Source organism: Paraburkholderia kirstenboschensis (assembly GCF_904848585.1).
GTDB lineage: Bacteria > Pseudomonadota > Gammaproteobacteria > Burkholderiales > Burkholderiaceae > Paraburkholderia > Paraburkholderia kirstenboschensis.
Genome location: NZ_CAJHCR010000002.1, coordinates 148,206 through 161,795 on the forward strand (window position 1 = coordinate 148,206; position 13,590 = coordinate 161,795).

Sequence of the window (13,590 nt, forward strand, 5' to 3'; positions counted from 1 at the left end):
GCTGATTCGTTTAACGGAACATCAATGCCGCCACGACCCATGCGGCAATTCCACATCTCGCTGAGCGGCCGCGAGGCCCGCGACCATGCCCGCCCGGTCATGCGCGATGCAGTACACCGGTTTCGCGCGTTCGAAGCGCCAGCTGTCCGCGAGCGGGCCCGCATCGACGGGATCAAAGCCGAACTGATCCATCAACTCGCTCACGACGCGTTTAGCCTGCTCGTCTTCGGCGGCTAGCGGCAACGCGCGGCGATTCGGTGTGCCGGGCGCCGCGCCGGCCGTTTCGAGGTCTTTCGCGAGAATCGCATTGAACGCCTTCACCACTCTCGCGCCGGGCAGCGCGGCGGCGAGCAGCTGGCTCGTCGTCGTAACACCGTTCTCCAGTGCTTCGATCGGACCGTCGCGGTCCGGATAGTGATTGCAGGTATCGATGACGATCTTGCCGTCGAGCGCCGCAACCGGCAGCCGATCGATCTGCCCGAACGGCACGGACACCACGACGACGTCGCCGAACTTCGCCGCTTCCTGTGCGGTGCCCGTCGCGCAGCCGAGCGCCGCCGCCGTGCTGATCAAGGTGTTCGGATCGCGCGAGTTGGCGATCATCACTTCGTGGCCGTGACGCTGTGCGACGGTCGCCAGCGCGCGGCCGAGAAAGCCCGCGCCGAGAATGCCTATCTTCATGTTCCACACTCCATGCATGTCTGAGAATCGCTCCGGTGAACACCCGCTCATCGGTGACAGGCACTATGATTCAAAACTCATGCGTGATAAATGCGCAAATAATGGCGAGTGTCGAAATCAACAGTGGGGAATGTGCATGGATCGGCTCACCAGCATGGCTGTGTTCGTCAAAACCGCCGAGAGCGGCTCGTTCGCGGCAGCGGCGCTCGCGTTCGGCATCTCGTCGCAGATGGCCGGCAAGCACGTCGGCATGCTGGAGGAGCGCGTCGGCGCCCGACTGCTGAATCGCACGACGCGCCGCCAGAGCCTCACCGAGATCGGCCAGATTTTTTACGAACGCTGCAAGGCGCTGCTCGCGGATGCGCAAGCGGCGGAGTCGGTTGCGCAGGAATTGTCGGCCTCGCCGCGCGGACGCCTGCGGATCACCGCGCCCGTCACGTTCGGCGCCTGCTGCCTCGCGCCAATGATCACCCGTTATCTGGAAGCGCATCCCGATGTGCGGGTCGAGTTGACGCTGACCGACCGCTTCGTCGATCTGATCGACGAGGCTTATGAGGCCGCGATCCGGCTGGGCGCGCTGTCCGATTCGACGCTGATCGCGCGGCCGTTGATGCCGTACCGGCTGGTCGCGTGCGCGTCGCCGGCTTATCTCGCGAGGCGCGGCGAGCCGGCCGCGCCGCAGGCGCTGGCCGCGCACGAGTGCCTCGCGTTCGCCTTCACGAGCATGCCGGCCGCAACTGAATGGCGTTTTATCGACGACGCCGAGGGTGAGCACGTCGTGCCGGTTGCAGGCCGTTTCGAGGCCAACGACGTAAAAGCGCTGGTCGCGGCCGCGCTCGACGGCGCGGGGATCGTGCTCGCGCCGGAAGTTGCCGTGCGGAACGACCTTGCGGCGGGACGTCTGGTGCGCCTTCTGAACGGCTATGAAGCGCCCCCGCGGCCCATGCACCTTGTGTTTCCGGCGAGCCGCGTCACGCCGAAGCTGCGCGCGTTCATCGACCAGGTGGTTGCGGAGTTTGGGCCGTCTGGCGCTTGAGGACCTGAAGCGCGCAAGAACCCACTGCGGCCACCGCGGCGCAATGGGCTGGCGGTGGCCTTTCACCCGGCCTCATATCGAATGGACGGAATGCGCGCCCGCAAGAAGCCCTGAATATGCGAGCAAAAATCGGCCTTCAGTGCAGTCGCCAGCCGGCGCTCCAACGCTCCCCGGAAAGCCGCCAATCTCGCTGCATTGCCCGCGAGAATCCTCGGCTTTGCCCGCGTTAGGCGCCGCACAAGGCAAAATACGGGTTTTGCGCGCGCGAAGCGCGGCGGGACGGGAAGCGATTGCGCACCGGCCGCCGCCGCGCCGCGCGCCTTCAAAACATTGCGCGACGGCGGCCATGCAGGCCCGTCGCGTGTGGCGCACTCAGGACAGCTCGTCCTCTAACAGAGCATCTCAGGAGCATTTATGACTGATTCGAACCCGTCTTTCCTCGGCAGGATTTCACTGGCCGTCAGCGCGTTTTTCCGCATTCTCGGCGACGGCGAATTCGCCGCCGGCGTGCTGCGCGTGCGTGACGGCGGCACGGCTGCCCAGACACGGACGCAGGCGCCCGCGCCCGCTCCCCAGCCCGCGCCCTCGCTGAAAGAAGCCAACCCCGACGCCGCGCTGCAACTACTCGGCCTGCTGCAACGCGACGCGCGCTTCATCGACTTCGTCGAGGAAGACATCAAGCGTTTCAGCGACGCCGATATCGGCGCCGCCGCACGCCTCGTCCACGAAGGTTGCCGCGCGACGCTGCGCGAGCACTTCACGATCCGCCCGGTGCGCGACGAAGCCGAAGGCAGCCGCGTCACGCTTCAGGAAGGTTTCGACGCAAGCGCGATTCGGCTGACCGGCAACGTCGTCGGCAAGGCGCCGTTTAGCGGCAACATCAGCCATCGCGGCTGGCGCGTCGAAGAAGTGCGTCTGCCGAAGCTCGCGGAAAGCCACAACGCGAAGGTCATCGCGCCGGCCGAGGTGGAGCTATGAGCGGCGCGCGCTATTCCATCGGCATCGACCTGGGCACGACGCACTGCGCGCTCTCCTATGTCGACACGAGTGCAAGCGACGGTGAGAAGACCACGCTGACGGTGTTGCCGATCGCCCAGCTGACCGGACCCGGCGCGATTGCCGACTTGGACCTGCTGCCCTCGTTCCTGTATCTGCCGCACCCGGACGAACTGACTCCCGGCGACCTGCACCTGCCGTGGACCGGCGAGCGCCAGTTCGCCGTCGGCGAATTCGCGCGCAGCCGTGGCGCGGCCACGCCGATCCGGCTCGTGTCGAGCGCGAAAAGCTGGCTGTGCCACCCGGGCGTCGATCGCCGCGCGGCGATTCTGCCCAACGATGCGCCGCCCGAAGTGGCACGCGTGTCGCCGCTCGAAAGCTCGGTGCGGTATCTGACGCATTTGCGCGAAGCCTGGGACCATCTGCACCCCGACGCGCCGTTTCGCGAGCAGGACATCACGGTAACGATTCCCGCATCGTTCGACCCGGCCGCGCGCGAATTGACCGCCGAAGCCGCCGAAGCCGCCGGCTACGGCCGCATGACGCTGCTAGAGGAACCGCAGGCCGCGCTGTATAGCTGGATTCAGAAAAGCGGCGGCCAGTGGCGCAAGCAGGTCAAGATCGGCGACATCATTCTGGTGGTCGATGTGGGCGGCGGCACCACCGACCTGTCGCTGATCGCCGTCATCGAGCGCGACGGCAATCTCGAACTGCATCGCGTGGCGGTCGGCGAACACATTCTGCTGGGCGGCGACAACATGGACCTCGCGCTTGCGCACGTGGTCGCGCGCAAACTCGCGGCTCAAGGCACTCAGGCCGACGCGTGGCAGTTGCGCGCCCTCACCTATGCATGCCGCGCGGCCAAGGAAACGCTGCTGAGCGACCCGGCTACGGACACCGTACCGCTCGTCGTGCCGAGCCGCGGCTCGAAGCTGATCGGCGGATCGATCCGCACCGAACTCACGCGCGCGGAGTTGACGCAGACCATCCTCGACGGCTTCTTCCCGCAGGTGGACAGCGCCGCGCGTCCGGTGAGCCGCGCGCGTGCCGGTCTCACGCAACTCGGTTTGCCGTATGCGCAGGACGCCGGCATTACGCGGCACCTGGCGGCGTTCCTCGGCCGTCAGGTCGGCGCGCTCGCCGAACTCGAAGGTCTGCGCGACACGGCATCCCACGACGCCGCGCAAAGCGCGAGCTTCCTGCATCCCACGGCGGTGCTGTTCAACGGCGGCGTGTTCAAGTCGGCGCTGCTCGTCGAGCGCATCATGGGCACGCTCAATGGCTGGCTCGCGGCTGAAGGCGCAGAGCCGGCGCGGCTGCTCGAAGGCGCCGATCTCGATCTGGCCGTCGCGCGGGGCGCGGCCTACTACGGCTACGTGCGACGCGGCCAGGGCGTGCGGATTCGCGGCGGCACCGCCCGGGCTTACTACATTGCGATCGAGTCGGCGATGCCCGCCGTGCCCGGACTCGAGCCGCCGATCCAGGCGCTGTGCGTGGCACCCTTCGGCATGGAGGAAGGCACCGAGGCGGAACTCCCCGCGCAGGAGTTCGGGCTCGTCGTCGGCGAGCCGGTGCACTTCCGGTTCTTTGGATCGTCGGTGCGTCGTCAGGATCAGGTTGGAACGCTGCTCGATTTCTGGGGGCCCGACGAGTTGCAGGAACTCGAGGAGATTCAGGCCACGCTGCCAGCCGCGGGCCGCACAGCCGGTGAAGTGGTGCCGGTCAAGCTGCACGCGCGCGTGACGGAAGCTGGCACGCTCGAACTCGAAGCCGTGCCGCGCGGCACCGACGAGCGCTGGAAGGTCGAGTTCGACGTGCGCGGCAACGCGAATGCATGATTGAAATGAAGCGGTACAGCGTCGGCATCGATCTCGGCACGAGCAACACGGTGCTGGCTTATGCAGAAGCCGGGTCCGATGAGATTCGCGTGTTCGAGATCGAACAGCTTGTGAGTCCCGGCGAGGTCGCCGCCCGTGCGCTGCTGCCGTCGGTGCGGTACCACCCCGCGCGAGGCGAGTTGAGCGCGGGCGATCTGCAATTGCCGTGGAGCGACGGGGAGTCGGTTTCATCGCGAGATGTGGAGCAGCGCGCGGGGCAAACGTCGAGCCAACGTGCCGCTCACGGCGATCTGCAAGACGCGGGTCAACGCGCAGCCCCAGACGCAAGTCAACGCGCGAATAACACCGTCATGTTCGCGAACGATGGCCCCGATGCGCAGCCCGTCGTGATCGGGCGGCTCGCGCGGCTGCTCGGAGCCCAGGTTCCGGGGCGGCTCGTAACGAGCGCGAAAAGCTGGCTCTCGCATGCATCCGTCGACCGCGTTGCGCCAATTCTGCCTTGGGGCGCCGCCGACGACGTCCACAAGGTCTCACCGGTCGAAGCCAGCGCGAGCTACCTGGCGCACGTGCGCGCGGCGTGGAATCAACGCTTTCCCGACGCGCCGCTCGAACGCCAGGACGTGGTGCTCACGGTGCCGGCCTCGTTCGACGAAGGCGCCCGCGCGCTGACCGTGCAAGCGGCGCGTATGGCGGGCCTGCCCGCGCTGCGGCTGCTCGAAGAACCGCAAGCGGCGTTTTACGACTGGCTGTTCCATCATCGCGAACGGCTCAGGGCGGAACTCGCGCAGACGCGCCTCGTATTGATTTGCGACGTGGGCGGCGGCACCACCGATCTCACGCTGATCGAAGTCGGCATGGCGGACGGCGAACCGCAACTCACGCGTATCGGGGTGGGCAACCATCTGATGCTCGGCGGCGACAACATGGACCTTGCGCTCGCGCATCTGGTCGAAGCGCGCCTCGCCGGCGGCGGCGAACGCACGCGTTTGTCGGCGGCGAGCCTTTCGCAACTCGTCGAGCGTTGCCGCGGCGCGAAGGAGCTACTACTGGGGCCGCAGGCGCCCGACTCGGCGTCGATCACGCTGCTTGGCGCGGGCTCGAAGCTCGTCGGCGGCGCGCGCACGGCTCAGATCACGCGCGATGAAGTGGAGCGCGTGATCGTCGACGGATTCTTTCCGGTGGTTGGGCCGTACGAACGGCCGGGGCGGCCGCGCGGCGCGATCGTCGAGTTCGGTTTGCCCTATGCGACCGATGCCGCGGTCACGCGCCATATCGCCGCTTTTCTGAACCGCTTCGAGGCGCAGTCGCGCAAGGCGTTGGGATCGGTTCAGAGCGATGTTGAGGGCCGGCTTGAGGATGGTGGCGTTAGTGCTCGCGGCAATGCGGGCGCGGGAATCGGTAGTGGTGATGCTGGCGTTGGCGCGGACGTCGGGCACGCCGCTAGTCCCAACGATGTTTCCGGCGTCGAACCTGCATCAAATGCCAGCGGGCAACCACCGCTCCCCGTGCCGGACACCCTGCTGCTCAACGGCGGCGTGTTCCGCGCGCACGCATTGACGCAGCGCCTCGCGAGCACGCTAGGCATGTGGCGCGGCGAGCCGCTTAACGTGCTGCACAACGACAATCCCGACGTCGCCGTCGCGCGCGGCGCGGTCGCCTATAGCCTTGCGCGGGCGGGCGGCGCGCCGAAAATCGGTGGCGGCTCGCCGCGCAGCTACTTTCTCGTACTCGACGAACCCGCCGGCGGCAAACGGGACTCACGACCCGAGGAATCACAGCCCGAGGAATCACAGCCCGCCCAACGCGGTATCTGCCTGCTGCCGCGCGGCACCGAAGAAGGACACGAAATCCTGATCGCCGAGCGCACGTTCGCGCTGCGGCTCGGACATCCGGTGCGCTTTCACCTCGTGTCGTCGAGCGCGGACACGGTATATGCGCCCGGCGAACTCGCCGATCTTTCGAGCGGCGACTTCGTTCGCCTGCCGCCCATCGCGACGATCGTGCAGCCGCGCGGCGCCGGCAGCGCGCGCGAGACCGCAGTGCGGATCGCCACGTCGCTCACCGAGGTCGGCACGCTCGAAGTGCACTGCATCGACCGCGACAATCCTGCCGAGCGCTGGCTGCTCGAATTCCAGCTGCGCCGCGACGACGCGCAGGTGAACCTCGCCGGCGATCCCGCGCAGGCGCGGCATCCGCGGCTCGACGAAGCCATCGAGCAGATCGATCGCTGCTTCGGTTCGCGCTCGCAAAACGTCGATAAGAAGGAAGTGAAACGCCTGCGCTCGCAACTCGAACAGTTGCTGGGCCCGCGGGAAAGCTGGAACAGCGCGCTGCTGCGTGAACTGTTCGGCGCCCTTTGGGAACGCGCGCGCAGGCGCCGCCGCTCGGCGGATCACGAGCGGCTGTGGCTCAATCTCGCCGGCTATTGCGTACGCCCAGGCTTTGGCTATCCACTCGACGAATGGCGCGTCGAGCAACTGTGGTCGCTATTCGACGACGGTATTCAGTACGTCCAGGAAAGCCAGGTCTGGTCCGAATGGTGGACGCTCTGGCGCCGCGCCGCGGGCGGCCTCGACGACGGCGCGCAACTGCGCGTGCTCGATGCGATGCACTATCTGCAGACGGCCGCGCAATCGCGTCACAAGCTGCCGTTTGACGTGTCGAAAACCGGCACCGCCGATATGGTTCGCCTGAGCGCGTCGCTCGAACGCATTCCTGTCGCGCGCAAGATCGAACTCGGCGAATCGGTGCTCGCGCGTTTGCAGAAACCTTCAGAGAATCATCAAGGCTGGTGGGCGGTTGGGCGCATCGGCGCGCGCCGGCCGTTTTACGGCAGCGCGCACAGCGTCGTGCCGGCCGACGTCGCGAGTCAGTGGCTCGACGCAATTCTCGCGCTCGACTGGAAGAAGGTGGACCCGGCCGCCTTTGCCGCGGCTCAGATTGCGCGGATGACGGGCGACCGCTCGCGCGATCTGCCCGATGAGATGCGCCATGCCGTGCTGCGCAGACTCGAAGCGGCGAGCGCGCCGCGCGCGTGGATCACGATGGTCGCTGAAAACGTCGAACTGGACAACGCCGACGAAGGCCGGGTATTCGGCGAGTCGTTGCCGGCGGGGCTGAAACTGATCTCGGACTAACGGCGCTCAGGGCCGCTCGCCTCGCGCCAGCCGCGCGTCGATATCTTGAACAACCGGCATCAGATCCGCGACGCTGTCGATCACATAATGCGCGCCCGCGGCCCGCAATCGTTCGACCGCCGCGTCCCGGCGCCGCGCGTAGTCATCGGGCGCGAGCGCCTTCACATCGTCTTCGGCCATGCCGAACGCGTTGCCGCTCACGGCCACGCCAACGGCCCACGTGCCGCCGTTGATTCCTTCCTCGATGCCGACCTCGGTATCGTCGACCTTGATCGCCTCTTTCGCGCGCCACACGCCGAGTTCGGGCAGCGTCTTATAGATCATGTAGGGCGACGGCCGCCCTTCCCGCGTGTCGCCCGTGCAGACGATGCTGTCCGGCGAGAAGCCCTGCGCCGCCGCGCCCGGCACGATCTCCGCCATGATCTCGCGTGTGTAGCCGGTCGTCGTGCCGATGCGAATGTCGTCGCGGCGCAATGCGCTCGCCACTTCGGCGACGCCCGGAATCACCGAGCTATAGCTCGCGGCTACCGCAATGTTTTTCGGCACGAACACGTTGTACACCGCGTCGATGTCCGCTTCGCGAGGCGCATGCCCGTACTTGTCGGCCCACGCACGCGAGATGCGCGGCAGCGCCATCAGCGCCGCAATGTGCGGCCGCTTGGCCATGCCCATCGGTCCGCGCGCTTCGTCGATCGTGATGGATACGCCGAACTGCTCGAACGTTTCGACGAACGCGCCCATCGGCGCAAGCGAACCATAGTCGACCACCGTGCCGGCCCAGTCGAAGATCACTGCTTTAACGTGTTTCATTGACTTCCGTTTCGTGTTGCCGCGTTGTTGCGACTATGTTGTTCAGGCGGCCTCGGCGAGCACCTTGCGCTCTTCGATGGCAGCCGCAGGGGGCGCGGCGTGATTGACGCCCATCGTTCGCAGCGAGCTTGCGCACGCTTTGACGACGCGGCGCATCACATGCTCGTCCACCTGGCCGATACAGCCGATCCGAAAGCTGTCCACCACGGTCAGCTTGCCCGGATAGATGATGAAACCCTGTTGCTTCATCAATTCATAGAACCGCTCGAAGCCGAACGACGGATGCGCCGGCGAGAAAAACGTCACGATGATCGGCGAGCGCCAGCGAGCGTTCAAAAGCGGCTCGAAGCCGAGTTCATGCATACCCGCGACGAGCACGTCGCGATTGTTCGCATAACGCGCGAGACGCGCCGGCTGCCCGCCTTCCAGTTCGTGCAGACGCAGCGCCTCGATAAACGCGGCCACAGTATGGGTCGGCGGCGTGAAGCGCCACTGGCCGGTGCGGTTCATCACGTCCCACTGATCGTGCACATCGAGCGCGAGCGAATGGCTGCGTCCGCGCGCATCCTCGAGCGCGCTCTTGCGCGCGATCACGAAACCGAAGCCCGGCACGCCCTCGATACATTTGTTCGCCGACGACACAAACGCCTCGCACGCAATCTCGCGCACGTCGAGCGGCACGGCGCCGAATGCGCTCATCGAGTCGATCAGCAGCTTGCGGCCTTTGGCGGCCGTGACCGCGGCGATTTCTTCGATTGGATTGAGAATGCCCGAGCTCGTTTCGCAGTGCACGGCGACGACATGCGTGATGCCCGCGTCCGCGTCGAGCATGCGTTCGACTTCCGCTGCGCGCGGCGGCAAATAATCGCCCTTGTCGAGCACGGTGTGCGCGCGGCCGAGGTAACGCAGCGTGGTCGCAATGCGCTTGCCGTATGCGCCGTTGGCCAGCACGAGCGCGTGGCCGTCGCGCGGAATCAGGCTGCCCAGCATGGCTTCGACGCAATAACTGCCGCTGCCTTGCAACGGCACGCAATCGTATTCGCCGGCTTCGTTCCCCGCGATTTCGAGCAGGCGGCCGCGCAAGTGAGCGGTCATCGCGCGGAAATCGCCGTCCCACGAGCCCCAGTCGCGCAGCATCGCCTGCTTCGTCGACAAAGCGGTGGTCAACGGGCCGGGCGTCAGCAGATACGGTTCCCCTTTTGCCGGTTCGTCCATCGCGGATTTGTCCCGTGACGGCGGCGCGCCTGTGGCGCTTGCTTGCGCTTTCGCCGGGGCACTGCCAGTCGCGCTTTCCATGCCGAATCTCCAGTCTTGCTCGTTTGGATAGCGCCTACAGTACCGAAACGCCACGCATCGGTAAAATCGATATAATCGATGCCCATATCGCAAATACTTATAGCTGGCCCATTCCACTGCGACGGAGGCTTACGTGCAATACGCGCAATTGCGGGCGTTTCATGCGGTCGCCGAACACGGCGGATTTTCGCGGGCGGCACAGGCGCTGTCGCTTTCGCAGCCGGCGGTGTCGGATCACGTGCGCAGGCTCGAGCAGGATTACGGCGTGAAACTGTTCGAGCGCGGACCGCGCGGCGTGGAAACCACCGAACTCGGGCTGCGCCTGTTCAGCGTGACGCGGCACATGCTCAGCTGCGAGCGCGACGCGCGGCAACTGCTCGAATCGGCAGGCGGGCTGGAGTCAGGCTCGCTGTCGCTTGCTGCAGACGCACCGGATCTCGCGGTCGCGCTAATCAGCGCGTTTCGCAAGCTGCATCCGGGCATTGTGGTGACGCTGTCAATCGCCAACGCGGCGGACTGCATGCAGCGGGTGCTGTCGAGCGCGGTGGACGCGGCCATTACCGCCGCGCCGCAGGTGCATAGCCGGCTCGAATCGCGCGTGTTGCGGCGCGATCCGCTGGTCGCCATGGTGCCGGTGCGCTATCCGGTCGCGAAGAAACGCAAGCTGAGCTATCGCGAGCTCGTGCAGCAGCCGATGATTTTTCGCGAGCCGCAATCGGTCACGCAGCAGCTGCTGGAGATCGAACTGGTGCGCGAGTCGCTGCAAGTGGAGCCGGTCATGTACGTGGACGGCCGCGAGGCGCTCGAAGAAGCAGTGGCCCAGGGCATGGGCGTTGGTGTGATTGCCCGCGCGGAATTCAACCAGTCGCGGCGTATCAGAATGATCCCACTCGACGATTGCCAGGTGCGGATGATCGAATCGCTCACCCGGCTCGCGGAGCGGCCGGGGTCGAACCTGCTCGATGCGTTGTTTGCTGTTCAGTTGCCGGGCATCGAGGCAATGAGTGTGTGACAACAGGCAAGCGGCGCTTTTTCGCGGCCTTCTGCGCCGCTTGCCTTCGTGCTGCTTCTCTTCAATCTGTGCGAGGCATTGAAACCGGCGTGCGAATCAACCGGCGCGGTCAGGGTCAATGCGCACGCACAGTTCTCTTAACGCGCTCCGCCGCTTGCGATCAGGCTTTCGCCGGTGAGCCAGCGTGCTTCGTCGGAGGCGAGGAACGTAACGACGTCGGCGATATCGTCCGGCTGACCGATGCGGCCAAGCGGCGTCGTGCTCACCGCCCACGTTTCGAAGTCAGAACCGATAATGCCCGCGCTATGCGTGCCTTCGGTCGCGACCATGCCCGGGTTCACCGAGTTCACGCGAATCTTGCGCGGCGCGAGTTCTTTCGCAAGCACGCCCGTGATGCCGTCCACCGCGCCCTTCGTCGCCGTATAGACCGCGCTGCCCGGCGGCGTGATGCGGCTGACAACCGAGCTCACGTTGACGATGCTGCCGCCTTCGCCCAGATGCTTGACCGCTGCCTGCGTGACCAGCAGCAGGCCTAGCACGTTCACATTGAAGTGCTTATGGAAATGCTCTTCGGTGATCTCTTCGATCGGCGAGAATCCGTACACGCCGGAGTTATTGACGAGAATATCGAGGCGGCCATACGTCTCCACCGCCGCATCGACGATGCCTTTCGCATCCGCGGCTTTCGACACGTCGCCTGCCACGGCTACCGCTTTGCCGCCGGCGGCGGTGATGGCGGCGACCACGTCGTCGGCGCCGGCCTTGCTCGACGCGTAGTTCACTACCACCGACGCGCCTTGCGCGGCCAAGCCCTTCGCGATCGCCGCGCCGATACCTTTCGATGCACCCGTTACAACTGCAACCTTGCCTGCGAGCTTGCTCATGATCGTGTGTCCTTGAGTTGGGTTAGCGCCTGCGTGCTGCCGCGACGATTCGCGGCATTCACGCTGTTTCAGCAAAACTGCTGCGGCGCTGGCACTGGACACAATGTAAGCACGGCGGCCATGCGGATAAAGCGGCTCGCAGCGAAAAGATACGTCGGGGCAGCCGAACAATCGGCAAGCGGACTGAAAGGGGATGGTTTGCCGGCTTGCCGACCTGCTCGTTCGCCGGCCTGGCGGCGCAGCTTCAGCGCTTGCGCCCGAGCAGAATATGCGTAGCGATGCTCAGGAGCACTGCCAACGCACCTAAAGTATCCAATGCAGCAGACAACACGATCGTCTCCTTGCTAGCGTGGCCACTGCTTGAGGAACGATTGGCTACCTGATCGATTAAAGTACTTTTGTGAAAATCCGGCAACTGTGCGCGCTAGACGAGACGGCTTAGCCGCCTGCGTTCCGCATCGGGTCGCGCCTCGTCGTCAATAGAGCAAACTGCCGACGACAACTCTGCCTGTCACGGTGGACAATGCCCTATCCCGGCAATCGCACGGAATGCTTATGAAAGCGCAGCGTCCGCGTCGTCCTCCGCAGTTTCCTCGCGATTCTTCGCACGCCGAGTGGCGCGATCACACGCTGCCTTATATCGTCGTGGCCGCGGTGATCCTGCTCGTGGTCTCGCTGATCGTATGGCTCGTCGATCCCGCTCCGCCGAAAACCATCACGCTCAGCGCCGGCCCGCACGACAGTTCGTTTGTCATCGCCGCCGATCAATACAGAAAAATCCTCGCGCGAAACGGCGTCACGCTGAAGGTGCTCGAGTCCGACGGCTCCGTGCAGAACCTGCAGCGCCTGCTCGACCCGAAGCAGCATGTCGACCTCGCGCTCGTGCAAGGCGGCGTTGCGGACGGGCTCGATACGTCGTCGCTGATGTCGCTTGGCAGCGTCTTCTATGTCCCCGTGGTGGTGTTTTATCGCGGCACCGGCGTGACGCAGTTGTCGCAACTCGAAGGCAAGCGGATCGCGGTGGGCCGCGAAGGCAGCGGCACGCGGCTGCTCGCGCTCAAGCTGCTCGATGCAAACGGCATCGTGCCCGGCGGCGAGACGACGCTGATGCCGAGCGACGGCCTGCAAGCGGCCACGCAACTCGTGAAGGGCGACGTGGACGCGGCAATCCTGAGCGGCGATTCCGCCACGCGCGGGCTGATGCTGCGCCTGCTTCGCGTGCCGGGCATTTCGGTGATTAACTTCGACGAAGCGAGCGCTTATACGCGGCTCTTTCCGTATCTGGATCAGATCGATCTGCCGCCAGGCGTGCTCGATCTGCGGCACAAAATTCCGCCTGAGACCGTGCATCTGATCAGCCCGACGGTCGAACTGGTGGCGCGAACCAATCTGCATCCGGCAATCTCCGATCTGCTGATCGAAGCGGCGCAGGAAGTGCACGGCATGCCGGGCCTGTTACAGCGCGCGGGCCAATTCCCAAGCCCGATCGCGCGCGAGTATCAGATCAGCGAAGACGCTCAACGCTACTACCGCACGGGCAAGAGCTTTCTGTACCGGACGCTGCCGTTCTGGCTCGCGAGCATCGGCGACCGCACGCTAGTGTTGCTGTTGCCGGTGGCCGTACTGCTCTTTCCCGCCATGCGGCTGATCCCGGCGCTGTACGCGTGGCGCGTGCGCTCGCGCATCTACCGCTATTACGGTTCGCTGATTGCGATCGAACGCGGCGCGCTCGCGCAGACGACCGACGAAGAGCGCAAGCGGCTCTTCGCGGAACTTGATCAGATCGAGGAATCGCTGAATCGGCTGCGCATGCCGCTCGCCTATGCGGACACATTCTATGTATTGCGCGAACACGTCGGCTTCGTGCGCGGCAGGCTTGCGGCTGCGGCATATGAGTGAG

General features: G+C 65.6%; 10 protein-coding genes. 6 read left to right on the forward strand and 4 right to left on the reverse strand.

Annotated features, from left to right (window positions below; all coding sequences use genetic code 11):
- Positions 1-21: 21 nt before the first annotated feature.
- The gene (locus JMY24_RS07340; RefSeq protein ID WP_328809177.1) at positions 22-732 is read right to left on the reverse strand and encodes an NADPH-dependent F420 reductase; all 711 of its coding nucleotides are present in this window, start codon (positions 730-732) and stop codon (positions 22-24) included.
- An 85-nt stretch (positions 733-817) separates the two neighbouring features.
- Between JMY24_RS07340 and JMY24_RS07345 the strand changes: the two genes are divergently transcribed.
- The 4 genes from JMY24_RS07345 (at position 818) to JMY24_RS07360 (ending at position 7,688) form a co-directional block, all read left to right on the forward strand.
- Positions 818-1,717, forward strand: a complete 900-nt coding sequence (locus tag JMY24_RS07345) for a LysR family transcriptional regulator (protein ID WP_201701690.1) — start codon at positions 818-820, stop codon at positions 1,715-1,717.
- Positions 1,718-2,131: 414 nt separating this feature from the next.
- A complete protein-coding gene (locus JMY24_RS07350) occupies positions 2,132-2,695 on the forward strand; it encodes a DUF2760 domain-containing protein (RefSeq protein ID WP_201701691.1) in 564 nt (187 codons plus the stop codon).
- Entirely contained in the window at positions 2,692-4,551 is a 1,860-nt protein-coding gene (locus tag JMY24_RS07355) for an Hsp70 family protein (protein WP_201701692.1), read from the forward strand. Before JMY24_RS07350 ends, JMY24_RS07355 begins: the two co-directional genes overlap by 4 nt.
- A complete protein-coding gene (locus tag JMY24_RS07360; RefSeq protein WP_201701693.1) occupies positions 4,548-7,688 on the forward strand; it encodes an Hsp70 family protein in 3,141 nt (1,046 codons plus the stop codon). The genes JMY24_RS07355 and JMY24_RS07360 overlap by 4 nt, the downstream gene beginning before the upstream one ends.
- A 6-nt stretch (positions 7,689-7,694) precedes the next feature.
- Here JMY24_RS07360 and phnX read toward each other — a convergent pair whose 3' ends face one another.
- Both phnX and JMY24_RS07370 read right to left on the reverse strand, forming a co-directional pair.
- The gene (phnX, locus tag JMY24_RS07365) at positions 7,695-8,498 is read right to left on the reverse strand and encodes a phosphonoacetaldehyde hydrolase (RefSeq protein WP_128596817.1); all 804 of its coding nucleotides are present in this window, start codon (positions 8,496-8,498) and stop codon (positions 7,695-7,697) included.
- Positions 8,499-8,540: 42 nt separating this feature from the next.
- A complete protein-coding gene (locus tag JMY24_RS07370; RefSeq protein ID WP_128596818.1) occupies positions 8,541-9,794 on the reverse strand; it encodes a 2-aminoethylphosphonate--pyruvate transaminase in 1,254 nt (417 codons plus the stop codon).
- A 133-nt stretch (positions 9,795-9,927) separates the two neighbouring features.
- Here JMY24_RS07370 and JMY24_RS07375 point away from each other — a divergent pair, with 133 nt between their 5' ends.
- Entirely contained in the window at positions 9,928-10,806 is an 879-nt protein-coding gene (locus JMY24_RS07375) for a LysR substrate-binding domain-containing protein (RefSeq protein WP_128590870.1), read from the forward strand.
- A gap of 137 nt (positions 10,807-10,943) precedes the next feature.
- On the opposite strand, the gene JMY24_RS07380 is transcribed toward JMY24_RS07375, so the two are convergent.
- Positions 10,944-11,690 carry a glucose 1-dehydrogenase gene (locus tag JMY24_RS07380; RefSeq protein WP_128596819.1) on the reverse strand — a complete coding sequence of 249 codons (747 nt, stop codon included), beginning with the start codon at positions 11,688-11,690 and terminating at the stop codon, positions 10,944-10,946.
- 555 nt (positions 11,691-12,245) lie between these two features.
- Between JMY24_RS07380 and JMY24_RS07385 the strand changes: the two genes are divergently transcribed.
- The gene (locus tag JMY24_RS07385) at positions 12,246-13,589 is read left to right on the forward strand and encodes a TAXI family TRAP transporter solute-binding subunit (protein ID WP_201701694.1); all 1,344 of its coding nucleotides are present in this window, start codon (positions 12,246-12,248) and stop codon (positions 13,587-13,589) included.
- Position 13,590: the final 1 nt, after the last annotated feature.